Origin of the sequence: Luteimonas endophytica (assembly GCF_029887875.1) — a bacterium.
GTDB lineage: Bacteria > Pseudomonadota > Gammaproteobacteria > Xanthomonadales > Xanthomonadaceae > Luteimonas > Luteimonas endophytica.
In genome coordinates this window covers 1-23,451 of sequence record NZ_JARXRM010000027.1, presented here as the reverse complement: position 1 = coordinate 23,451, position 23,451 = coordinate 1, and the positions used below count along the sequence as shown (strand labels likewise).

The following is a 23,451-nucleotide window of genomic DNA, read 5'->3' as shown; positions in this document are numbered from 1 at the left end:
TTCGCACCCAGCCGAGGATCCGATATGTCCCTGAATGCCCTCTTCGAGACCGACCGTGGCCAGATCAAGGTCGAGCTGTATCCCGACAAGGCCCCGCTGACGGTGGCCAACTTCGTCAACCTGGCGCAACGCGGCTTCTACGACGGGCTGGCCTTCCACCGGGTGATCCCGGATTTCATGATCCAGGGCGGCTGCCCGGAGGGCTCCGGCCGGGGCGGGCCCGGCTACAGGTTCGAGGACGAGACCGACAACGGCGTCCGCCACGAGCGTGGGGTGCTGTCCATGGCCAATGCCGGCCCGGACACCAACGGCAGCCAGTTCTTCATCACCCACATCAAGACCGACTGGCTGGATGGCAAGCACACCGTCTTCGGCAAGGTCACCGAGGGCCTGGACGTGGTGGATGCGGTGAAGCAGGGCGATGCCATCCGGTCGGTGAAGATCGAGGGCGACGCCGAGGCGGCGCTGGCGGCGCGCGCCGACCGCGTGGCCGAGTGGAACAAGATCCTGGCGGCTTGAGCCCGGGCCGCACTCCGGCCCGAAGTGCGCTTCGATTCTATGGTGTGCGGGGGTGGGCCGCGCCGGGGGGCGCCAGGCAGTTTCGCCCGATGGAGGGGGCGGGGATTTCGCATCGTCGCCACGACGCAGCGACATTGAAGAGCCGCTTCGGAAGCACCGCGGAGCGCGAGCCGCGCCGGGGGTATTGCTCCGCCCTTCCGTCCGGCCATCCATGGCCGGAGTCAGGGCCGCAGACCATGCATGGTCTGCTCTCCGCAACACCCCCGGCACGTCTCCCGCTTCTTTGCGTGGCGGGCTTCGGACGGACTGGGTACCGAGCAGCCGAAAGCTAATCACCAACGCGGCGTCCGGGCCGGGGGAGGCGGACAGCAGACCATGGATGGCCCGACTCCGCCGGGGAGCCTCCCCCGGTTCGGGCGCCGCTGGCTCCGAAGCCCGCGAATCGCGAACCCACCTGCCCCAGGAAAAACGCGCCCAGCCGAACCGCGCCGCCATGCTAAAATTGCGCGCCGCAGCAGACCCGGTCCGCGCGCGTCTTCCCGCCCTTCCCGAGAGGTCCAGCGATGCCCCAGCTTGCCCGGCGCATTGGTCGCGCCAAGCCCAGCGCCATCATGCAGGTTGCCGAGAAGGCCAAGCGCCTGAAGGCCGAGGGCCGGGACATCATCAGCTTCTCGATCGGGGTGCCCAACTTCCTGCCGGGCGAGCACGTCTATGCCGCCGCCCGCGACGCCCTCGAGCACGATTCCGGCCAGTACGGCAGCAACCGCGGCGCCGACGCGCTGCTCGATGCCTTCCTCGGGCACATCGCCGAGATCGGCCTCGACGGCTACACCCGCGCCAACTGCGCGACCGGCGTCGGCGCCAAGCACCTCATCTACAACCTGGCCGAGGCGCTGTTGGACGAGGGCGACGGCTTCGCCTTCCCGACCCCGTACTGGACCAGCTACGTCGACGTCGGCGAGATCCTCAACGCCGACATCCAGCTGCTGCCGTGCCCGCCCGAGCAGGACTACAAGCTCAACCCGGCGCAGCTGGACGCCGCCATGGCGAAGAAGCCGCGGGTGTTCCTGTTCAACAACCCGTCCAATCCGACCGGGATGGTGTACACCAAGGACGAGATCGCCGCGCTGGCCGACGTGCTGGTGAAGTATCCGGAGACCTGGATCATCACCGACGACATCTACAACCGCATGGTGTTCGACGGCGTCGGCTACCACAACTTCGTCCACGCGCGCCCCGAGCTGCGCGACCGGGTGATCTTCCTCGACTCGCTGTCGAAGACCTACGGCATGCCCGGCTGGCGCCTGGGGCTGATGGCCGGTCCCGCGGAAGTAGCGCAGGCCGTCACCACGCTCAACTCCAACCACATCACCAACGTACCGGAGATCGTCTCGGCCGCCGGCGTGGCCGCGCTGTCGGGGCCGCAGGACGTGCCGCGCGAGAAGTGCGCCGAGTTCCAGGCCAAGCGCGACCAGGTGCTGGATGTCCTCAGCGCGATCCCGGGCATCGTCTGCCCGCGGCCGCAGGGCGCGTTCTACGTGTTCCCGGACATCAGCGTCGCCTTCGGCAAGCGGCACCAGGGCAGGCAGATCGCCAACGACGTCGATTTCTGCACTGCCCTGCTCGACGCCAAGGGCGTGGCCTGCGTGCCCGGCTCGGCGTTCGGCGAGCCGCGGGCGATGCGGATCAGCTATACCTGCCCGACGCCGCAGCTGGCCCCCGGGCTGGAACGGATCCGGGAATTCTTCGCCGAACTGGCCTGAGCCGGAATAGCCCCATGCGCATGCTGATGATCCTGTTGGTCGTGGCCGGGGCGGGCGCGTTCCTGCACTTCCGCAGCGCCGAGGCCGCCAAGCTGCACCCGGACGACCCGCGCAACCTCAGCGGCGAGAAGGGCATCGTCATGCTCGCCGCCGAATGGTGCGGCTATTGCCGCAGGCAGCAGAAGGACTTCGAGGTCGCCAAAGTGCGCTACCGCGTGCTCGACATCGACACCCCCGAAGGCGACCGCGCGATGCGCGCCCTGGGGGCCCGCGGCGTGCCGGTGACCGTGATCGGCCAGGACGTGGTGCGCGGCTACGACACCGCAGCCCTCGATGCCCGGCTCGCCCCCCTCGGCTATCGCGTCTACTGACGCGATGGCCCCGCAACCCCAAGAGACCGAGAGGACTTCCCCATGAAGACGCCCGTCCGAGTCGCCGTCACCGGTGCCGCCGGCCAGATCGGCTACGCCCTGCTGTTCCGCATCGCCTCCGGCGAGATGCTGGGCAAGGACCAGCCGGTGATCCTGCAGCTGCTCGAGCTGCCGATGGAGAAGGCGCAGGCGGCGCTCAAGGGCGTGATGATGGAACTCGAGGACTGCGCGTTCCCGCTGCTGGCCGGCATGGTCGGCACCGACGACCCGGAAGTGGCGTTCAAGGACGCGGATGTCGCGCTGCTCGTCGGCGCGCGCCCGCGCGGGCCGGGCATGGAGCGCAAGGACCTGCTGCTGGAGAACGCCAAGATCTTCACCGCCCAGGGAGCGGCACTGAACAAGGTGGCCAGCCGCGACGTCAAGGTGCTGGTGGTCGGTAATCCCGCCAACACCAATGCCTACATCGCCATGAAGTCGGCGCCGGACCTGCCGGCGAAGAACTTCACCGCGATGCTGCGACTCGACCACAACCGCGCGCTCAGCCAGCTGGCGGCGAAGCTCGGCAAGCCGGTCGGCGGCATCGAGAAGCTGGTGGTCTGGGGCAACCATAGCCCGACCATGTACCCCGACTACCGCTTCGCCACCGCCGACGGCGCATCGGTCGCCGAGGCGATCGACGATCAGGAGTGGAACGCCAACACCTTCATCCCGACCGTGGGCAAGCGCGGCGCGGCGATCATCGAGGCGCGTGGCCTGTCCTCGGCCGCATCGGCCGCCAACGCCGCCATCGACCACGTCCGCGACTGGCTGCTCGGCAGCGACGGCAAGTGGGTGACGATGGGCATTCCTTCCGACGGCAGCTACGGGATCCCCGAAGGCGTGATCTTCGGCTTCCCGGTGACCACGGCGGGCGGCGAGTACACCCTGGTCAAGGACCTTCCGGTCGACGAGTTCAGCCAGCGGTACATCGACAAGACCCTTGCGGAGCTCGAGGAAGAGCGCGGCGGGGTGGCGCACCTGCTTGGCTGAACCATCCGGCGCGACCCGAGCGGTGCCCACATTCCGGCTGGCCGTCCTGGTCCCCTGCTTCAACGAGGCGCATACCGTACGGAAGGTTGTCGAGGACTTCCGCCGCGCGTTGCCGGAGGCGGTCGTGCACGTGTTCGACAACGCGTCCGACGACGGCACTGCGGACCTGGCCCGCAGCGCGGGCGCGCGGGTGGCACGCGTGCCCCTGCGCGGCAAGGGGCACGTGGTGCGGCGCCTGTTCGCCGACGTGGAGGCGGACGTGTACCTGCTGGTCGACGGCGACGACACCTACTCGGCCGATTGCGCTCCGCGGCTGGTGCGTGCGGTTCTCGACGGGCACGACATGGTGGTCGGCGTGCGCGAGGCGACCGCCACCGGTGCATACCGCGCCGGCCACGCCTGGGGCAACCGCGCCCTCACCGGATTCCTGGCCTGGCTGTTCGGGCGTTCGTCCCGGGACATCCTTTCGGGCTACCGTGCGTTCTCGCGCAGGTTCGTCAAGAGCTTCCCGGTCCAATCATCCGGATTCGAGATCGAGACGGAGCTGACCGTGCACGCGCTGCAGATGCACATGCCAGTCGCGGAACTGGCGACCCCCTACGGGGAGAGGCCGCAGGGTTCGCAGAGCAAGCTGAGCACCTGGAAGGACGGATTCAGGATTCTCGGCAAGATCGCGACGCTGTTCGCGCGGGAACGGCCCGTGGCGTTCTACGGAAACATGGGAGGCGGCCTGCTGGCGGTCGCGCTCCTGCTTTCGATCCCGCTGCTGGTGACGTACGCGCAATCCGGGCTGGTCCCGCGATTTCCGACCGCGATCCTGGTGGCGGCGCTGCTGGTCATGTCTGCGCTGGCGCTGCTGGCTGGCGTGATCCTGGATTCGGTCGCACGCGGGCGCAGGGAAGTCAGGTTTCTGGCCTACCTGGCTGCTGCGCCCGGCCCGGGCGAACTAAGTTCGGGGGGCGTCGCCGCCGAACGGAGACGAGGATTACCACCAGGTTCGCGATGACGAACAAGGGCATCGGGTGGAGGTACCGGTACGAATGGATGTGGGCGAACAGCAGATGATTGGCCACCAGCCCCAGCGAGACCAGAGCCAATAGCAGGTACTGATCGCGAGAACGCGACCGCCAGCCCAGGATTCCGGTGATCACCGCCAACGGCCCGAGTGCGAACAGGCAGGCGGCGAGCCACGCGGCGGACAGGGCGAAATAGCGCCGCGCGGGCGAATCGACCGTGTCGCTGCCGCTGAAGTTCCAACCGGTCCATTGGTGGAGCTGCCGAAGCTCCGGAGGTTGCAGCGTTCGGACACCGGTGTCGTCGAGCATCTTCGAGCGGCTCCTCCGGGCATCGAAGTAGCCGGCCAGAGTCGCGATATTGATCCGGAGCAGGCCCAGTGGATCGCCGAGGAGCGCCCGCCGGGTCACGGTGCGCGCGACCAGTTCGGGTGTGGTGCTGTGTTCCACCAGCACCGACCAGAGACCGCCATCGTCCCAGATATGGTGGCTGCGCTGCCAGTGATCGTTCAGCGGAATCCGCACCTCCCGCAGCAACTCCCCCGAAACGCCGGTGCCGTGGAAATGTTCCGGCTCGATCAACGGCGCCACCAGGCCGATTCGCATCATGCCCGTGTGGGCCAGGTATCCGGCCGGGGCGTGGGCGGCGCGGCCGTAGGCTTGCGTGTAGGCGACGTGCGTGCCGACCAGCATCGCCAGGGCTATCGCCAGATGGCGCCAGCGCGAGGTTGCGGGGCGCTTGCCGCCTGCGAACGCCCAGAGCAATGGAGCCGCCAGGCCGAGCCCCAGGACGACCGGAAGCAGGTTCAGCCTGATCGCCGCCGCGGCCAGACCACCGAGGCAGGCCAGCAAGTACCAGCGCAGCCGCCCGCTAGCCAGATACCGCGCCAGCAGGAGCAGCGTGGCGACCAGCGCGAGCAGTCCCAGGGTTTCCGCCATCACCATTCGTTCCAGAAACACCTGGGCCGGTTCGGTCGCGAGCAGCAAGGCGCCGGTGGCGCTCGGCCAGCGCGGCAGTCCGAGTGGGCAACGAAGCAGGATGTACAGGCCTAGGCACGAGAGCAGCGACCAGCACGCCTGCACTGCGACCAGCGCGACGGGCGAATCGAAGGGCAGCGCGGTGAAGCGAAGGACCCACCCGTAGAGGAACGAGCGACTCCCGCTGCCGGTCAGCAGCGCAGCCGATTTCAGGTAACTCATCGAATCACCCATGTACAGGCGCGGCGTGACGTCGAGCCCAAGCCATGCAAGCTTGACGGCAAGCAGCATCAGGGCGAGCCACGCCACCTCGGAGATCCCCAATCCGGATCGGGCAGGCGACACATGGGTTGGTTCGGGCATACGGGCAGGAGCTGAAAGTGGTTCCGGGACGGCTCGATCTTCCTGACACCAGGAGCGGCGAGGCGGCCGTGATTGGGAATCCGGCGTGTCATCATAGTGGCTGATCCGACACGGCCGGTGGCCGCGCGTGCCGAGCGGCTGCCGCCGGCCGTGTATCAGGGTGGGTATGCCTGCGCTGCCATCGAACAATCGAAAGCTGTTGTGGACCGCTATCGCAGCGACGCAGTGGGCGCTGCTCATGGGTCTCGGGACCTGGCTGGCGCTTTGGTGGCAGCCCGCGCCGCATAGCGACTGGGGCTACTACTGGGCGGCCGCAGGCGATGTCGCGGCCTACGAGCGCGGCGGCCTGAGTTTATGGCTGCTCGCCGTTCCCAAGGCACTGGGATGGTCGCCGGTCGCCTCGGCGCTCGCACTCAACCTGCCCGCCGCAACCGCGGCGCTGGGCCTCGCCTGGCATGTCGATCCCACGCGCTGGCGTGTTTTCGCGCAGCTGACGGCGGCATACCTGCTGTTGATCACCCCGTTCTTCGGCATCGTCCAGCTCGATCTGATCTCTGCTGCGCAGCTCGGGCTCGGGATGTGGTTAGCCTTCGGTCCTGGACTTTCACTTCCGTTCCGGATCCGGTTGCCCCTGGCCGCGGTGGCGATCGCCTTCGCGGTTTCGACCAAACCGCAGTACGCGCTGGTGGTGTGGGCGCTGGTGCCGATGGCGTTGGCGCTGATGATATTGCGCCGGGGTCATCCGCGGGCCGGGGCGAGCGCGATCTACGGCGTCCTTCTGGCCGGCTCGCTGCTCGGCTTCGCGACGGACATGGCGATGCGGCAGGCGAGTGGGCGCACCGAGCAGATCCGCACGAGCTCGGCGGTGACGCTGTACGCGGGGCTGTTGGTCTCCAGCGACAGACGGGACGAAAGGTGCGGCTATTGGTCCGTGGCGGCCGCGCAGGCAGCCCGCCAGGACCTGGACCGTTCGATGCTCGTGGCCGCCCGCGATCGTCTGAGCGCCAGGCCACTTGAGCACTGGATCTCGGTGGTCGCGTGCAAGGCGCCGCAGATCGTCAGTCCGCCCCCGTACGCGCTCTACTGGCTGATTGAATCACCCAACATCCGCGCCCGGATCGATACGCGCCAGGACCGCGAGCGCCTTCAGGAGCGCTACTTGCGCGCGCTGGGCCTGGAGCAGCTCGCCTATCGCGCGCTGACGCTGACCATCCTGATCGCCTGCGGGTGGACCGCCGCACGATCGCGGCGCGCCGCCGCACCGCCGCGCGCCTGGCTCCCGGTGCTGTGGATCCTGGCCTTCTGGGTCGTGCATACGGTCTTCGAGATCCAGGGCCGCTATTTCCTCGGCATGTTCCTGCTGGCGCCGCTGCTGTGCGGCCTGGTGCTAAGACAGGTGGGGCGGAGGAGCGGCCCGAGCCGGGCGGCGCTCCGGACCGAACCCGCGACCGGGGGCGGACCGCAAACCCCCAAGCCTCCTGCGACCAAGGTCTGAACCCCGGCCTGCCGTCCCCGGGCTATGCTGCGGCAGGGTCCGCACCGGGGAGCCCCCATGCGATACGAGGAGTTCTACCGACGGTCGGTCGACGACCCGGAAGCCTTCTGGGCTGAACAGGCGCGCGCCATCCACTGGCACAGGCAGCCGGATCGGATCCTCGACTATTCGAACCCGCCGTTCCGCAAGTGGTTCGTCGGCGGCGAGACCAACCTCTGCTACAACGCGGTCGACCGCCACCTGGAGGCGCGCGCGGACCAGCTGGCGCTGGCGGCGGTGTCCACCGAAACCGGACAGACCCGCGAGCTGAGCTTTCGCGACCTGTACCGCGAGGTGAACGAGTTCGCGGCGGTGCTGAAATCGCTCGCGGTCGGCCGCGGCGACCGGGTGGTGATCTACATGCCGAACATGGCCGAGGCGGCGGTGGCGATGTTGGCCTGCGCGCGGATCGGCGCGATCCACTCGGTGGTCTTCGGTGGCTTCGCCGCCCACAACCTGGCGCTGCGCATCGACGACGCCGAACCGAAGCTGTTGATCGCCGCCGATGCGGGGATGCGCGGCGGCAAGGTCCTGCCCTACAAGCCGCTGGTCGACGCGGCCTGCGCCGAGGCCAACGCCCCGCCGCCGCACGTGCTGATCGTGGGGCGGGGCCTGGATCCTGACCATGCCCGGGTCGAGGGCCGGGACCTCGACTACCGGGAACTGCGCGAGCGGCACGCCGGCGCCGAGGTCGAGGTGGAGTGGCTCGAGTCCAACGAACCGAGCTACCTGCTCTACACCTCCGGCACCACCGGCAAGCCCAAGGGCGTGCAGCGCGACGTCGGCGGCTACGCGGTGGCGATGGCCATGTCGATGTGGGCGATCTACGACGTGCGCGCGGGCCAGGCGATGTTCTCGACCTCCGACGTGGGCTGGGCGGTGGGGCATTCCTACAACGTGTACGGGCCGCTGATCGCCGGCGCCACCTCGATCCTCTACGAGGGCCTGCCGACCAGTCCGGACCCGGGCGTCTGGTGGCGGCTGTGCGAGCAGTACCGGGTGCGCACGATGTTCTCCTCGCCCACCGCGATCCGGGTGCTCAAGAAGCAGGATCCGGCCTGGCTGGCGAAATACGACCTCTCGGCGCTGCAGTACCTGTTCCTGGCCGGCGAACCGCTGGACGCATCGACCGCGCACTGGATCACCGACGGCATCGGCAAGACCGTGATCGACAACTACTGGCAGACCGAGACCGGTTGGCCGGTGCTCGCGCTCATGCCGGGCGTGGAAACGAAACCGGTCAAGTTCGGCTCGCCCGGTTTGCCGGTGCCGGGCTATCGGCTGCGGGTGGTCGACGAGGCGAGCGGCGAGGAGGCCGCGCCGGGGCACAAGGGCGTGCTGGTGATCGACCCGCCGCTGCCGCCAGGCTGCATGACCACGGTCTGGCGCGACGACCAGCGGTTCCTGGCCAGTTATTTCTCGCATTTCCGGGAGCTGGTCTACAGCTCGCTGGACTGGGCGATTCGCGACGAGGACGGCTATACCTTCATCCTCGGCCGGACCGACGACGTGATCAACGTCGCCGGCCACCGCCTGGGCACGCGCGAGATCGAGGAGGCCGTGTCCTCGTGCGGAGCCGTGGCCGAGGTCGCGGTGATCGGCGTTGCGGACGAGGTCAAGGGCCAGGTGCCGGTGGTGTTCGCGACCCTGCGCGATCCGCAGGCGGACGCGGCCGCGCGCGACCGGGCCGCGAGCGACATGAAGCGCGCGGTCGACGGCTCGCTCGGAGCGGTGGCCCGCCCGGCGCGGGTCTACATCGTCAACGCGCTGCCCAAGACGCGCTCGGGCAAGCTGCTGCGGCGCTCGCTGCAGGCGCTGTCGCAGGGTCAGGACCCGGGCGACCTGTCCACGCTCGACGATCCGAACGCGCTGGAGGAAGTGCGGCGCGCGCTGGCGGGCGGGTCGGGAGCCGAGCGTTGATCCTCGCCGCCTGGCGATCCTGCGCGACGACTAGAATCCCGGCGGCAACGTCTCCCCCGCGCGCTCGCCGACGGTCGCGGGATAGCGGTGTGCAGGATCGAGATCCTCCGCCAGGGTCCAGACGATGTCGCGCCCCTGGGGGTCCCGGCTGAGGTGAAAGCGCGCGGGTTCTCCCGGCCCGATCGGCGGGGGGGCGGGCGGGGATCCGCTGGCGCCGGCGCCGGCCGCGCCCGGACCGGCGATCGGGACGATGAACAGTCCGCTGGCGTCGATCACCCGGCGCGCGCGGGCGCCGGCGAGGTCGCCGACGTCGGCGATCTCGCCGCCGTGCCCGAGGAGCGGATGCTCGAACTTCACCAACAGGTCGACGCGCGCTTCGGCGACGCCCGGTGCCGCGAGCACGCCACCCTCGATGAGCAGGTCAGGCCAGACTTCGCCGTTCTCGGGCAGCCCGGCATAGAGCGCCTGCGGCGTGCCCGCATGGCTGCCGCTGGCGATGGCGTCCAGCGCGGCGGCCAACGCCAGGAAATTGAGCTTGCGCAGCACCTGTTTCTGCGGGTCGCCCTCGATGCCGCCAGATTCGACCAGCACGGTGCTGGTGCCCCATTGCGTCATCAGGTCGCCGAAGGCGCGTGGATTGAAGCTGTCGTCCCAGCGCGCGATGCGGCCGGCAATGTAGGGCTCCAGCGCGGTGCGCATCACCGCCGCCACCTCGATGGCGCGCGCGCGTACCGGGTTGACGCCGCCGCTCGCGTCGTAGGGGGGCGCCAGCAGGGCGATCGCCACGCCGCGCTCCGAGTCGCCGGCGCGGTAGCCCACGCGCTGGTCGTGCAGGTTGAAGCCGAACGCCGGCCGCACCCGGTCGCGCAGCGACTTCAGCGCCCGCGCCTCGGGCGATGCGAGCGCGCGGGCGTCGCGATTGATGTCGATGCCCTGGGCGTTGCGCCGCTGGAACCTGGCCGCACCGTCGGGATTCATGACCGGCAGGAAGTGCAACGTGGCCTCCCGGCGCAGTCGCTCGACCAGCGGGTGCGTTGGGTGTTCGCCCAGGAAGCGGAACAGGTCGGCCAGCGCCATCGATGCGGTGCTTTCGTCGCCGTGCATCTGCGACCACAGTAGCACCCGGGTCGCGCCCTCGCCCCAGGCGACGTGGCGCAGCGGCCGGCCCTCGGCGCTGCGCCCGGCCTCCGCAACGGTGAAGCCACGGTCCCGGGCCAACAGCGGGGTGGCGACTCGCCACCACTGTTCGGGTGAGAACATGCGCGTTTCCAGACCTAGCGCCCGGTATTCGCCGTCGTAGCGCCGCGCGAGTTCGTCCAGCCATGCCGGTGGCGCGGGCGCGGCGATCGCGTGCGGGGCTCGGCCCGGATCGCCGGACGCGTGGGCGCAGGCGCCACCGGCCAGAGCGGCCAGGAACAGCCCGAGCGGAGACAGCGGGGACGAGAGGCGCATCGCGGGTCTCGGTAGCGGAGGGGCCGGTCGCTGCGCAGCCTCCGCGCACGATGGCGCGATGTCAATCCACGGCGGCCGTGGCGTTCCGGCGCAGATGCTGCCCGGCGCCGTCCGTCCGGATCGGGCGGTCGCCCTGGTACCTGGCGCGCGGCCGGATCAGCCGCCCGTCTGCCTGCTGTTCCAGCGCGTGCGCCAGCCAGCCCGCGAGCCGCCCTGCCGCGAACAGCACCAGCGCCGGCGCCGCGGGAAGGCCGTGGACATGGCAGATCGCGGCCAGGGTGAAGTCGATGTTGGGGCGCTGGCCGCTGATGTCCTCGGCACTGCGGATCAGCGCGTCGATGCGGCGCATGGCGCGGTTGCGCCCGCGTGCCGCGTGCAGCATCCGCAACAGCTCCGCGGCACGCGGATCGCCGTCCGGATAGAGCGCGTGGCGGAATCCGGGCAGGTCGTCGCCGCGCTGCCAGCGCGCGGCGATCAACGCCGAAGCGGAGTCCGCCGGCAGCGCGTCCCCGATCAATGCGTAGGCGCGCGCGGTGGCGCCGCCGTGGCGCGGCCCGGACAGCGCCGCCAGTCCGCTGCACGCGGTCGCGTGCAGGTGCGCCCCAGTCGACGCCACCACGCGCGCGGCGAATGCCGAGACGTTGAGTTCGTGGTCCGCGCACAGCACCAGCGCCGCGCGCACGAGTTCGGCGAACGCCGGGTCGCGCGGCTTCCAGCGGTGGGCGAGCAGGGCATGGATCGGCCGCGGCGAGGGCCGCCCGGCCACCAGCAGGGCGGCGGTCTGGCGCAGCAGCGCCGCGGCGATCTCGCGGCGCACCGGCGCCGCCGAATTGAACGAATGGCGCACCTCGAGCGCCAGCAGCGGAATCGCCGCCATCGCCCGCTCGAGCGGCGGCAGCGCGGAATCGCCGGCGATTGCCGCCACCCGTGCGGGCCATTGCCGCGCGGGCGGGGCGGCGAAGGGGTCTTCCGCGCCGCAATCCCAGAGCAGCCGCGCCGCGTCCTCGAGCGTGGCGCCGTCGCGGACCGCGGCCACCGCGGAGCGGCCGCGGTAGTAGGGGCCGTCCGGCGCGATCAGCGAGATCCGGGTCTCCAGCACCGGCAGGCCGCGATCCAGGCTCTGCGCGGCGCCACCGGCCGCGCCGCGGCCGGCGCGCTTGCGGCGTGCGAGTCGCTGCAGGTCCAGGCGGCTGTAGCTGCGGCTGCGGTGGTCCGGACCGGGCCGCGACTCCAGCAGGCCGCGGCTGACGTAGGCGTACAGCGTGGCCGGGGCGACGCCGAGGATCGCGCAGGCCTCGCGCGCGGAGACGAAGTAGGAGGGCATGCCGACATATTGATTGGTTCCATCAAGATTGATCAATACGTGGATCGGTGCCAGATTGTCTTCGCCCGGCGCAGGCGCGGCGCGCGGCCCCGCCGCCCGCAGGCCTCGCGCCGCCCCAGGAGGAATTCGATGAGCCAGGCTTCCGCAGGCGCCCGCTTCCGCGCCGCCCTCGCCGCCGAGTCGCCGCTGCAGGTGATCGGCGCGATCAACGCCAACCACGCCCTGCTCGCCGCCCGCGCCGGCTACCGCGCGCTCTACCTGTCCGGCGGGGGCGTGGCGGCCGGGTCGCTGGGCCTGCCGGACCTGGGGATCAACACGCTCGAGGACGTGCTGGTCGACGCGCGCCGGATCACCGACGTCTGCGAGCTGCCGCTGCTGGTCGACATCGATACCGGCTTCGGGCCGAGCGCGTTCAACATCGCGCGCACGGTGAAGTCGCTGATCAAGGCCGGTGCCGGCGCCTGCCACATCGAGGACCAGGTCGGCGCCAAGCGCTGCGGCCACCGGCCCGGCAAGGAGATCGTCGGCGTGGCCGAGATGGCGGACCGCGTCAAGGCCGCGGCGGACGCTAAGACCGACCCGGACTTCTTCCTGATCGCGCGCACCGACGCGATCGCGGTGGACGGCGTCGAGGCGGCGATCGAGCGCGCGATCGCCTGCGTCGAGGCCGGCGCCGACGGCATCTTCGCCGAGGCCGCGCACGACCTCGCCACCTATCGCCGCTTCGTCGACGCGGTGAAGGTGCCGGTGCTGGCCAACATCACCGAGTTCGGCGCCACGCCGTTGTTCGGCCGCGACGAGCTGGCCTCGGCCGGGGTGGCGATCCAGCTGTTTCCGCTGTCGGCGTTCCGGGCGATGAACCGCGCCGCCGAGAACGTCTACACCGCGATCCGCCGCGACGGTCACCAGAAGGGCGTGCTCGATACCATGCAGACCCGCGAAGAGCTGTACGATCGCATCGGCTATCACGCCTACGAGCAGCGGCTGGACGCACTGTTCGCCGGCGGACGCTGATGGCCACACGCTTCCGCCAGGCGCGGCGCGACGACCTGCCGGCGATCGTGGCGATGCTGGCCGACGACCCGCTGGGGGCCACGCGAGAGACCCCGGAGGACCCCGAGGCCGAGCACTACCTGCGGGCCTTCGCCGCGATCGACGCCGACCCTCGGCATTACCTCGCCGTCGGCGAGGACGAGGCGGGCGTCAACGCGGTGGTGCAGGTCACCTCGATCCCGGGCCTGAGCCGCCGGGGCGCCACCCGCGCGCTGATCGAGGCGGTGCGGGTCGCCAGCCGCTGCCGCGGACAGGGCCTGGGAGAGCAGCTGCTCGAGCACGCGATCGATCACGCCCGCGCTGCCGGCGCCAGCATGGTCCAGCTCACCTCCGGCCGCAGCCGCGGCGACGCGCACCGCTTCTACGAAAGGCTCGGCTTCGTCCCGAGCCACACCGGCTTCAAACTCGCCCTGCAGCCCAGGCGCCCACCCGATCACGACAGCGCCGCCGCCGCCACCGCGCGGCGTGCACACCAAGGAGACAGCCGATGAGCGACGCCACCGTCAACCCCGCCGGATTCAAGCCGAAGAAGTCCGTCGCCCTGAGCGGCACCGCCGCCGGCAACACCGCGCTGTGCACCGTGGGCCGCAGCGGCAACGACCTGCACTACCGCGGCTACGACATTCTCGACCTGGCCACCAGCAGCGAATTCGAGGAGATCGCCCACCTGCTGGTCCACGGCAAGCTGCCGAACATGGCCGAACTGGAGGCCTACAAGGCCCGGCTGCGGGCCATGCGCGGGCTGCCGGCGGCGCTCAAGGGCGCGCTGGAGCGGCTGCCGGCATCGGCGCACCCGATGGACGTGATGCGCACCGGCGTTTCGGTGCTCGGTTGCGCGCTGCCGGAGAAGGACGACCACAACCACCCCGGCGCGCGCGAGATCGCCGACCGGCTGATGGCCTCGCTGGGCTCGATGCTGCTGTACTGGTACCACTTCAGCCACAACGGCCGCCGGATCGAGGTGGAGACCGACGACGACAGCATCGGCGGCCACTTCCTGCACCTGCTGCACGGGAGCAGGGCTTCGCCCAACTGGGTGCGGGCGATGCACACCAGCCTCATCCTGTACGCCGAGCACGAGTTCAACGCCTCCACCTTCGCCGCGCGGGTGATCGCCGGCACCGGCAGCGACATGCACTCCTGCATCGCCGGCGCGATCGGCGCGCTGCGCGGTCCCAAGCACGGCGGCGCCAACGAGGTCGCGTTCGAGGTGCAGAAGCGCTACCAGACGCCGGAGGAGGCCGAGGCCGACATCCGCGAGCGGGTGGCGCGCAAGGAGGTGATCATCGGCTTCGGCCATCCGGTCTACACCACCGGCGATCCGCGCAACCAGGTGATCAAGCAGGTGGCGAAGGACCTGTCGGTCGAGCAGGGCAATACCAGGATGTTCGACATCGCCGAGCGGCTGGAGACGGCGATGTGGGACGCCAAGAAGATGTTCCCGAACCTCGACTGGTTCAGCGCGGTGAGCTACCACATGATGGGCGTGCCGACGGCGATGTTCACGCCGCTGTTCGTCATCGCGCGCACCAGCGGCTGGGCCGCACACGTGATCGAGCAGCGCATCGACGGCAAGATCATCCGCCCCAGCGCCAACTACACCGGGCCGGAGAACCTCGCGTTCGTGCCGATCGACCGCCGCGCCTGAGCGGTCCCGGCCGTCTGGAGCGGCCGACAAAGAAAAGGCCGCGCGATGCGCGGCCTTTTCCATCCGGAGGGCCCGGCCGCGGCGCTACGACTTACGCGGCCTGAGCGATTGCACCCTGAGGAAGGTATGGTCGCCGATGGTGGCCACCTGGTAGGCATTGCGCCAGCTCGGGCTGGCGATGGCGTGGGCCATGAAATGGCTGGCGCCGGGCACGATCTCCTTGCGCTCGCCCGGCGGCAGCGCCCAGTTGCGCTGCGACTCGATCGCCACGGTGATCGCCTGCGACCAGGCCTCGGAATTGCTCAGGCGGGTGCGCGGGGAGACGATGGTCGGCGCGAACTGCTTGCGCGCGGTCACCACCTCGCACATCGACTCGCCCCACAGGCCGCTGTCCTGGCGGCGCAGCGCCACCTCGGCCACGGCCTGCTGGCCGCGCGGCGACTGGTCGCGGGCCTCCAGGTACAGGGTGGTGCTCAGGCACAGCGAATCGGCCGCGGGCTGCGGCAGGATCGAGGTCAGCCAGAGGATCCAGGCCAGCTTCATCGGGTCGGACTCCTTGCTCCGTTGCGCCGGGGCCTGCGCTGCGCCGGGTGGCGAAGTGGGGCGGTCCGGCATGGCGAATGGGCGCACCCGGTGGGGACCGGACGCTCGCGATGGCTCGCGACAAGAAGGGCAGCGGCTCTATGGCGCTTTGGCCCCGGGTGGCCGGGGTGCTGGGGCGTCCCGGCCGGGCCCGCCGCATTCAGGCGGCAGGTCAGGTGCGCGCACCCTAAGGGGCGCTCTCGGAACGCTTCGTGAACGGGGCTCGCCCCAGCGCTTGACCCGAATTCGATCGCTATCAGCCACTTGCGAGGGTGGCCGGCATCGCGGGGACGTTCAGAGGCCGGCCGCCACGGTGCTTCCCTGGGCGATCGCGCGCTTGGCGTCGAGTTCCGCGGCGACATCGGCACCGCCGATCAGCTGCGCGTCCAGGCCCGCGGCCCGCATTGGTTCCAGCAGATCGCGGCGGGGCTCCTGGCCGGCGCAGACCACCACGTGGTCGGCCTCGAGCAGCCGTTCGGTGCCGTCGATGCGGACGTGCAAGCCGGCATCGTCGACGCCGAGGTACTCGACGCCGCCGAACGCCTTCACGCCCTTGGCCTTGAGGCTCGCGCGGTGGATCCAGCCCGTGGTCTTGCCGAGCCGGGCGCCGGGGCGGCCGGGGCTGCGCTGCAGCAGCCAGACCTGGCGCGCGGCCGGCTCGGGGCGGGCCGGGACCAGCCCACCGGGTGTCGAGAATCCCGGGTCGATGCCCCATTCGCGCATCCACAGCCGCGGATCCAGCGCCGGCGACGGGCCGGCGTGGACCAGGTATTCGGCGACGTCGAAGCCGATGCCGCCGGCGCCGACGATCGCCACCCGCCGTCCCGGGACGATCCGATCGCGCAGTACGTCCAGATAGCCGACGACCCTGGGGTGGTCGCAGCCGGGGAAGTCCACCGCCCGCGGCTCCACTCCGGTCGCCAGCACCACGCGCTCGAATCCTGCCAGGGCCGCGGCGGTGGCGGGGGTCGACAGGCGCAGCTCCACGCCGGTCTCGGCGATGCGGTGGCGGAAATAGCGCAGGGTTTCGTGGAACTCCTCCTTGCCCGGGATCCGCTTGGCGAGGTTGAACTGGCCGCCGATCTCGTCCGCCGCCTCGAACAGGGTGACCCGGTGGCCGCGCTGCGCCGCCACGGTCGCGCAAGCCAGGCCCGCCGGGCCAGCGCCCACCACCGCGATTCGCAGTCGCCGCGTGGCAGGCACGTAGTTCAACTCGGTCTCGGCGCAGGCGCGGGGGTTGACCAGGCAGCTGGCGCGCCGGTTCCGGAACACGTGGTCGAGGCAGGCCTGGTTGCAGGCGATGCAGGTATTGATCGCCTCCGCACGCCCGGCCGCCGCCTTGGCCACCCATTCCGGATCGGCCAGCAGCGGCCGGGCCATCGACACCATGTCGATCTCGCCGGACGCCAGTACCGCCTCGGCCACCTCCGGCGTGTTGATCCGGTTGGTCGCCACCAACGGCACGCGCACGTGCGGGCGCAGCCTGGCGGTGACCCCGGCGAATGCGGCCCGCGGCACCGAGGTGGCGATGGTGGGTACGCGCGACTCGTGCCAGCCGATGCCGGTGTTGAGAAGGGTGGCGCCGGCGGCCTCCACAGCCTTGGCCTGGGCGACGATCTGCTCCCAGTCCGATCCGTCCGGCACCAGCTCCAGCATCGACAGGCGGTAGACGATGATGAAGTCGGATCCGCATGCCTCTCGCACCCGCGCCACGATCTCGTTGCCCAGGCGCATGCGGTGTTCCAGGCTGCCGCCCCAGGGGTCGCGGCGGCGGTTGGTACGCGCGCTGGCGAACTGGTTGATCAGGTAACCCTCCGAGCCCATGATCTCGACGCCGTCGTAGCCGCCCTCGCGCGCCAGTCGCGCGGCCCGGGCATAGGCCGCGATGGTGCGCTCCACGCCGCGGCCGCTCAGCGCGCGCGGCGTGAAGGGGTTGATCGGCGCCTTGAGCCGGGACGGCGCCACCGACAGCGGGTGATAGGCATAGCGGCCCGCATGCAGCAGCTGCAGGCAGATCCTCGCACCGTGGGCGTGTACGGCCGCGGTCACCTGGCGATGCTTGCGCGCCTCCCACGGCCAGCCGAGCTTGCCGGCGAACGGCTTCAGCCAGCCGCTGATGTTGGGCGAGAAGCCGCCGGTGACGATCAGGCCGACGCCGCCGGCGGCGCGCTCGGCGAAATACGCCGCCAGTTTCGGAAAGTCGCGCGCGCGATCCTCCAGCCCGGTGTGCATCGAGCCCATCAGCACGCGGTTGCGCAGCGTGGTGAAGCCGAGGTCCAGCGGCGCGAGCAGGTGCGGATAGGGTGTCGGGGCCGGGCTGGCGTCCGTCATGCGCGGGATACGCTGGCGTATGCAGCGCGCACGATGCCGCGGATCGCGACGCCTGGCAAGCGCCGGCGTGCGGGGTCAGGCCGCCTGCCTGCGCAGGCCCAGCAGGCCCAGCCCCATCGCCACGAAGACCGCCCCGGACAGCCGGTCGAACCAGCGCCCCCGCGTACCGCGCAGCCACCGGCGCAAGGCGTGGGCGATCGCGCCGTAGCAAAGATGCGCAAGCAGCGCGCACAGCGCGAAGGTGGCGGTCAACGACAGGTACTGCTGCAGCAGCGGCGCGTCGGTGCGCATGAACTGGGGCAGCAACGCGGTGAGGAACAGGATGCTCTTCGGGTTGGCGGCCGCCACCGTCAATCCCTGCGCGAACAGCCGCCGCCGCGAACCGCCGACGGCCGCCGCCGCGGGCGCGTCGTCGAACGCCGCCGCTCGCCTGCGCCATTGCCGGATGCCGAGCCAGATCAGGTAGCCGGCGCCGGCGAACTTCAGCATGCCGAACCAGAAGGCCGAGGCCTTCAGCAGCGCCCCGAGCCCCAGCATCGCCGTCGCCGAGACCACGAAGATGCCGGTCATGTTGCCCAGGGAACCGGCCAGGGCGCGGCGCAGGCCGTGGGTGCCGGCGTTGGCGACCGCGAGCAGGACCGCTGGGCCGGGGCTGAAAGCGGTCAGCAGGGAAAGCGTACAGAACAGCAACCAGCTCTCGAGGTTCATGCGATGTCCGTGGAGAGCGCGGCGCCGCTTCAGCGCCAGCCCGACAAGGTGAGTTTTCCGATCATCCCGCCCGACTCCAGCAGCCGATGCGCCTGGCGCAGGTTGGCGGCGTCGATCGGCGTCAGCGTGCGCGTGCGCGTGCCGCGCAGCCTGCCCGCATCGACCAGTTCCGCGGCGCGGGCGAGGATACGCCCTTGCTCGCCGATGTCCGCGGTGCCGAAGCGCGCGCGGGTGAACATCATCTCCCAGTGGATGCCGATGCACTTGGCCTTGTATGGATCGCCGATGTTCAGCGGCCCGGACGGCTCGACGATCAGGCCGAGGTGGCCCTGCGGCGCGAGCAGCTCGCCGAGTTCCTGCCAGTAGCGCGCGGTGTCGGCGAGATTGATCGCGGCGTCGACCTGGGACAGGCCGATCGCGGCCAGTTGCGGCGCGAGCGGTTGGCGATGGTCGATCACTTGGTCTGCGCCGAGCGAGCGGCACCAGTCCACGGTTTCGGGGCGCGAAGCGGTCGCCACCACGTGGAAGCCGGCGAGCCTGGCCAGCTGGATCGCGATCGAGCCGACGCCGCCGGCGCCGCCGATCACCAGCAGCGACCTGCCTGCGCCCCCGCCGTCGATCGCGTACGGCATGCGCTGGAACAACAGCTCCCAGGCGGTGAGCACGGTGAGCGGCAGCGCGGCGGCCTGCGCGAAGTCGAGCGATGCGGGCTTGCGCGCAGCAAGCCGCGCATCGACCAGCTGGTACTCGGCGTTGCTGCCGGGACGGGTGATGTCGCCGGCGTAATAGACCTCGTCGCCCGGTGCGAAGCCGGCGTCGGGCCCGGCGGCCTCGACCACCCCGGCGGCGTCGTAGCCCAGCACCTTCGGCGCAGGTTCGACCTGCGGCTTGGGCGCGCGGACCTTGGTGTCGACGGGATTGACCGAGACCGCCTGCACGCGCACCAGCAGGTCGTGGCCGGCGGGGGCTTCGGGCCTGGGCAGTTCGACGTCGAGCAGCGACCGGGGGTCGTCGATCGGCAGGTAGTGGGTGAGGGCGACGGCTTTCATCGGGACTCCAGGGAATGGCGGCCGCTCACGCGGGGGGGTGCCGTCGGCGAGGCCACCGGCGGTGGGTTGCGTTCGGCGAACTGACCGTTCCAGTACGGATAATAGGGATAGGGCGGCATCGTCGCGCTGGCGGCGTCCAGGCGGGCCATGTGCGCGGAGCACAGCGACCATCCCGCCGCGCCGAGGTTCTGCCTCAGCTGCGCCTCGTTGCGGGCGCCGACCAGCACGGTGGAGACCGTGGGCCGCTGCAGCAGCCAGTTCAACGCGAGTTCCGGAACGCTTCGGCCCGTCTCCGCGGCGATCGCGTCGAGCGCGTCGACCACGCGGTAGAGATGCTCCTCGTCGACCGGCGGCGCGAAGCCGGCGGTCTCGCGCAGGCGGCTGCCTGCCGGCAGCGGCTGGCCGCGGCGGATCTTCCCGGTCAGCCGGCCCCAGCCGAGCGGACTCCAGACCACCGCACCGACGCCCTGGTCCAGGCCGAGCGGCATCAGTTCCCACTCGTAGTCGCGTCCGATCAGCGAGTAGTAGGCCTGGTGCGCGACGTGGCGCGCGTAGCCGCGCCGGTCCGCCACCGCCAGCGACTTCATGAGCTGCCAGCCGGAGAAGTTGGAGGCGCCGAGGTAGCGGACCTTGCCCGCGCGCACCAGCCCGTCGAGCGTGGACAGCGTTTCCTCGACCGGGGTATGCGCATCGAACGCGTGCAGCTGCAGCAGGTCGATATGGTCGGTGCCGAGGCGCCGCAGCGAGGCGTCGACCGCCCGCAGCAGGCGATGGCGCGAGGAGCCCGCGTCGTTGGGCCCCTCGCCCAGCCGCAACGTGGTTTTGGTGGAGAGGATCACGCGGTCGCGGCGGCCCTTGATCGCCGCGCCGAGGATCGATTCCGACGCGCCGTCCGAGTACACATCGGCGGTATCGAAGAAATTCACGCCGGCGTCCAGGCAGATGTCGATCAGCCTCCTCGCTTCGGCGGCATCGGTATCGCCCCAGGCCGAGAACAGCGGCCCCTTGCCGCCGAACGTGCCGACGCCGAAACCGAGCGCCGATACCTTGAGGCCGGATGCGCCGAGATGGCGGTATTCCATGGGAGTGCTCCTGTCGGGGGAAAGAAGGGCCGGGTAGCATCGCCGCTGCCGGGAGCGGCGAGGTCCGGATGCGCGAGCGCGGCGGACGGTTCGCGCATCAGCCCGCGGCACCGGGACATTCGAGCGGGGACGGCGCGGAGGCTCCGGCCCGCGCGCTCCAGCCGGATCGCGATGCAAGCAGGCGGCGAGCGGGCCGGCTACCGCCGCGGCGGTCGCCGGCCGGGGCAGCGTGGACGGTCCGAAGCCGTGGTCGATCGTCAGCGCGCCGAGCCATGCGCCGACGGCATTGCCGCGATTGAACGCGCCGATGTTCAGGCGCGACGCGAGCGTCTGTCCGCCTTCGCCAGCCCGCTGCAGCACCTACAGTTGCAGCGCCGGCACCGTCGCGAAGGCGGTGAGGCCGGACGCGCCGGTGATCGCCACCGCGGTGGCGCGCTGCGGCATCGCGAAGAACCCCGCGCACAGCGGCGCCAGCATCGCCGGAAGCGCGCGCGCCACGCCTCCGCTGTCGGCCAGGCGGCCGCCGAGCCGATTGCCGCCGATCAGGCCGACGCCGAGTACCAACAGGATCGGCGACACCGCCGCTTCGGTGAAAACCGCTGACGACTCCGGTGGTGCCGATGCCGAAGGCGACGGCGGCGAGCGCATACGGGGCCGGAGGCGTCCGCGCGGTGCTGGAGGGGAACATCGTGGGGATCGGCGAGAGCGGGGCGCCACAGTGTGGGCGCTTGCTTCCTTGCCAGAAATGGCGAAACTGCCGAATCACTATCAGTATTTGGTTGATAATCGTGGATCGAATCGGCGACATCGCGCTGTTCCTGCAGGTCCTCGATCTCGGTTCCATCAGCGCCGCCGCGAGGCGCCAGGAAATCTCCGTGGCGGTCGCCAGCCAACGGTTGAAGCGGCTCGAGCAGGGCCTCGGCGTCCGGCTGCTGCACCGGACCACGCGTCGGCTGCACCCCACCCCCGAGGGCATCGCGCTGGCCCGGGAAGGCCGGGCGCTGGTCGGCGAGCTGGAAGCGCTGGGCGAGCGCCTGCGCAAGGGCGGCAGCGAGGTCGCCGGCACGCTCCGCGTCACCGCTTCGGCCTCGTTCGGCCGGCTCTATGTCTCGCCGCTGCTGCATGCCTTCCTGGAACGCCATCCGGCATTGCGGGTCAGCCTGGATCTCGACGACCGGGTCAGCGATCTGGTCGGTTCGGGTTTCGACCTGGCGATCCGCGTCGGCCCGCTCGGCGATTCGACGCTGGTCTCGCGCCAGTTGGCGGTCAACCGCCGGGTGCTGTGCGCCTCGCCCGGCTACCTGCGCCGCCGCGCCGCGCCGGCAAGCCCCGCCGAACTGGCGGCGCACGACTGCGTCGTGCTCATCGGGCGACACGGCCGCGTCGATACCTGGCGCTTCGCCGGCCCCGACGGCGCGCCGGTCGAGGTGCGGGTCCAGGGGCGCTTCGAGAGCAACTATGGCGAGGCCGTGCGTGATGCGGCGATCGCCGGGCTCGGTATCGCCATGCATTCTGTCTGGCACGTGCACCAGGACCTGCGTGCCGGCCGCCTGCGCGCGGTGCTGCCGGATTGGCCGGTGCCTTGCAGCGGCATCCACGCGGTCATGCCGCAACGTCGCCTGGTGCCGCCGCGGGTGCGGGCGTTCGTGGATTTCCTCGCCGAACGGTTCGCCGAGCCACCGTGGGAGGCGGGGACCGGCTAGCTGTGTAAACCCAGGACGTTGTTCATTGGACGCTGGAGGCGACTGATAGGCGGCCGGTAGCCGAGGCTGGCATGTGGTCGATGCCAGTTGTACTGATGGAGCCAGTGAGGCAGGGCCTGGCGCCGCTGGTCTGAGCTGTCATAGGAGCGAGCGTAAGCCCACTCGCGCAATGTGGTCTGGACCAGTCGTTCGGCCTTGCCGTTGGTACGGGGCGTGTAGGGGCGCGTGCGCAGGTGGCGCAGGCCCAGTCGGCGCAGGAGCCGGCGGAACAGCCGGGACTTGTAACAGGCGCCGTTGTCGGTCATGACCCGGGCGAAGGTGATGCCAAGGCCGCGGTAGTACCGTAGCGCTTGCAGCAGCGCCCGGCACGCACTGGTGCCACGTTCGTCGTTCTCGACGGTACCGAAGGCGATCCGGGAGTGGTCGTCGATGGCAAGGTGGACGAACTCCCAACCGGCGCCATCCGAAGTGCCCTGGCGAGCGCCGGTGACGCGATGTCCGGGGCGCCAGAACCGGCCCAGCTTCTTGATGTCCAGATGCAACAGATCACCCACCTGTGGGTACTCGTAGCGGTGGTCCGGGCGCGCTGGCGCCAGCTCGGCCAGTCGATGCAGACCGGCACGACGCATCAGCCGCGCGATCGTGCTCCGGCCGACGGGCAGTGCCAGCGAGATCTGGCGATAGGTCCGCCGCTGGCGACGCAGGGCGACTACCTGCTCGACGACCGGCGCCGGCGTGGCACTGGGGCAGCGAAGCGGGCGCGACGAACGGTCCTGGAGCCCTCCCGGGCCTTCCTCGCGGAAGCGGCGCAACCACTTGTAGGCCGTTCGAGTGCTCACACCCGCAGCGTGGGCGGCTTCTTCGACCCGAAGACCGTGCTCGATCACCCGTTCCACAAGCAGGGCTCGACCGCGAGGCGTAAGACGGGCATGTTTATGCAGGTTCATCCGGGGCTCCTGGGGTGCTGAATGGGTCGCACCTCCAGTGTTCCGGGATCACCCCGGATGAACAACCTACTGAGAGATCACA

The 23,451-nt window shown here is 70.6% G+C and carries 20 protein-coding genes and 2 pseudogenes; 11 read left to right on the top strand and 11 right to left on the bottom strand.

What is annotated here, in order from left to right; genetic code table 11:
* Positions 1-24: 24 nt before the first annotated feature.
* The 5 genes from QFW77_RS07365 (at position 25) to QFW77_RS07345 (ending at position 4,688) form a co-directional block, all read left to right on the top strand.
* Positions 25-519: a peptidylprolyl isomerase gene (locus QFW77_RS07365; protein ID WP_280573803.1), complete on the top strand. Its 495-nt coding sequence runs from the start codon at positions 25-27 to the stop codon at positions 517-519.
* Positions 520-1,082: 563 nt separating this feature from the next.
* Positions 1,083-2,282: a pyridoxal phosphate-dependent aminotransferase gene (locus tag QFW77_RS07360; RefSeq protein WP_280573802.1), complete on the top strand. Its 1,200-nt coding sequence runs from the start codon at positions 1,083-1,085 to the stop codon at positions 2,280-2,282.
* Between the two features lie 14 nt (positions 2,283-2,296).
* Positions 2,297-2,653 carry a glutaredoxin family protein gene (locus QFW77_RS07355; RefSeq protein WP_280573800.1) on the top strand — a complete coding sequence of 119 codons (357 nt, stop codon included), beginning with the start codon at positions 2,297-2,299 and terminating at the stop codon, positions 2,651-2,653.
* Between the two features lie 42 nt (positions 2,654-2,695).
* Positions 2,696-3,682, top strand: a complete 987-nt coding sequence (locus QFW77_RS07350; RefSeq protein WP_280573799.1) for a malate dehydrogenase — start codon at positions 2,696-2,698, stop codon at positions 3,680-3,682.
* Between the two features lie 22 nt (positions 3,683-3,704).
* A complete protein-coding gene (locus tag QFW77_RS07345; protein ID WP_280573798.1) occupies positions 3,705-4,688 on the top strand; it encodes a glycosyltransferase in 984 nt (327 codons plus the stop codon).
* On the opposite strand, the gene QFW77_RS07340 is transcribed toward QFW77_RS07345, so the two are convergent.
* Positions 4,585-5,997, bottom strand: a complete 1,413-nt coding sequence (locus QFW77_RS07340) for a glycosyltransferase family 39 protein (RefSeq protein ID WP_280573796.1) — start codon at positions 5,995-5,997, stop codon at positions 4,585-4,587. The genes QFW77_RS07345 and QFW77_RS07340 overlap by 104 nt on opposite strands.
* A gap of 205 nt (positions 5,998-6,202) precedes the next feature.
* On the opposite strand from QFW77_RS07340, the gene QFW77_RS07335 reads away from it, so the two are divergent.
* Together QFW77_RS07335 and prpE are read left to right on the top strand one after the other, a co-directional pair.
* Entirely contained in the window at positions 6,203-7,531 is a 1,329-nt protein-coding gene (locus QFW77_RS07335) for a hypothetical protein (protein WP_280573795.1), read from the top strand.
* A gap of 57 nt (positions 7,532-7,588) precedes the next feature.
* Positions 7,589-9,490: a propionate--CoA ligase gene (gene prpE, locus QFW77_RS07330; protein ID WP_280573794.1), complete on the top strand. Its 1,902-nt coding sequence runs from the start codon at positions 7,589-7,591 to the stop codon at positions 9,488-9,490.
* Between the two features lie 30 nt (positions 9,491-9,520).
* On the opposite strand, the gene QFW77_RS07325 is transcribed toward prpE, so the two are convergent.
* Complete coding sequence (locus QFW77_RS07325) at positions 9,521-10,942, bottom strand: M14 family zinc carboxypeptidase (RefSeq protein ID WP_280573793.1); 1,422 nt, start codon at positions 10,940-10,942, stop codon at positions 9,521-9,523.
* Positions 10,943-11,003: 61 nt separating this feature from the next.
* Positions 11,004-12,266, bottom strand: coding sequence for a citrate synthase (locus QFW77_RS07320; protein WP_280573792.1), 1,263 nt, complete (start codon positions 12,264-12,266; stop codon positions 11,004-11,006).
* 129 nt (positions 12,267-12,395) lie between these two features.
* On the opposite strand from QFW77_RS07320, the gene prpB reads away from it, so the two are divergent.
* Genes prpB through prpC form a run of 3 tightly spaced genes read left to right on the top strand, consistent with a single transcriptional unit; the run spans position 12,396 to position 14,967 of the window.
* On the top strand, positions 12,396-13,280 hold the full coding sequence (gene prpB / locus QFW77_RS07315; protein ID WP_280573791.1) for a methylisocitrate lyase: 885 nt from the start codon (positions 12,396-12,398) through the stop codon (positions 13,278-13,280).
* Positions 13,280-13,810 carry a GNAT family N-acetyltransferase gene (locus QFW77_RS07310; RefSeq protein WP_280573790.1) on the top strand — a complete coding sequence of 177 codons (531 nt, stop codon included), beginning with the start codon at positions 13,280-13,282 and terminating at the stop codon, positions 13,808-13,810. Before prpB ends, QFW77_RS07310 begins: the two co-directional genes overlap by 1 nt.
* Positions 13,807-14,967, top strand: coding sequence for a bifunctional 2-methylcitrate synthase/citrate synthase (prpC, locus tag QFW77_RS07305; RefSeq protein WP_280573788.1), 1,161 nt, complete (start codon positions 13,807-13,809; stop codon positions 14,965-14,967). The genes QFW77_RS07310 and prpC overlap by 4 nt, the downstream gene beginning before the upstream one ends.
* Before the next feature lie 84 nt (positions 14,968-15,051).
* Here the strand turns inward: prpC and QFW77_RS07300 are convergent, their stop codons facing one another.
* From QFW77_RS07300 to QFW77_RS19120, 7 genes and pseudogenes are all read right to left on the bottom strand, one after another.
* The gene (locus QFW77_RS07300) at positions 15,052-15,510 is read right to left on the bottom strand and encodes a cell wall hydrolase (RefSeq protein WP_280573787.1); all 459 of its coding nucleotides are present in this window, start codon (positions 15,508-15,510) and stop codon (positions 15,052-15,054) included.
* Positions 15,511-15,843: 333 nt separating this feature from the next.
* Positions 15,844-17,880, bottom strand: a complete 2,037-nt coding sequence (locus QFW77_RS07295) for an FAD-dependent oxidoreductase (RefSeq protein ID WP_280573786.1) — start codon at positions 17,878-17,880, stop codon at positions 15,844-15,846.
* Between the two features lie 75 nt (positions 17,881-17,955).
* Positions 17,956-18,588, bottom strand: coding sequence for a LysE family translocator (locus tag QFW77_RS07290; RefSeq protein WP_280573785.1), 633 nt, complete (start codon positions 18,586-18,588; stop codon positions 17,956-17,958).
* Positions 18,589-18,617: 29 nt separating this feature from the next.
* Positions 18,618-19,637 (bottom strand): zinc-binding alcohol dehydrogenase family protein, encoded by a 1,020-nt coding sequence (locus QFW77_RS07285; RefSeq protein WP_280573784.1) that lies wholly within the window; start codon positions 19,635-19,637, stop codon positions 18,618-18,620.
* Positions 19,634-20,719, bottom strand: coding sequence for an aldo/keto reductase (locus QFW77_RS07280; protein ID WP_280573783.1), 1,086 nt, complete (start codon positions 20,717-20,719; stop codon positions 19,634-19,636). The genes QFW77_RS07285 and QFW77_RS07280 overlap by 4 nt, the downstream gene beginning before the upstream one ends.
* 257 nt (positions 20,720-20,976) lie before the next feature.
* Positions 20,977-21,121 (bottom strand): annotated as a pseudogene (locus tag QFW77_RS19125) (MFS transporter); the annotation flags it as partial.
* A gap of 105 nt (positions 21,122-21,226) precedes the next feature.
* Positions 21,227-21,313, bottom strand: a pseudogene (locus tag QFW77_RS19120) (MFS transporter); the annotation flags it as partial.
* 194 nt (positions 21,314-21,507) lie between these two features.
* On the opposite strand from QFW77_RS19120, the gene QFW77_RS07270 reads away from it, so the two are divergent.
* A complete protein-coding gene (locus QFW77_RS07270) occupies positions 21,508-22,422 on the top strand; it encodes a LysR family transcriptional regulator (protein WP_280573815.1) in 915 nt (304 codons plus the stop codon).
* Here the strand turns inward: QFW77_RS07270 and QFW77_RS07265 are convergent.
* Positions 22,419-23,369, bottom strand: coding sequence for an IS481 family transposase (locus tag QFW77_RS07265; RefSeq protein ID WP_280573693.1), 951 nt, complete (start codon positions 23,367-23,369; stop codon positions 22,419-22,421). The genes QFW77_RS07270 and QFW77_RS07265 overlap by 4 nt on opposite strands.
* Positions 23,370-23,451 lie beyond the last annotated feature (82 nt).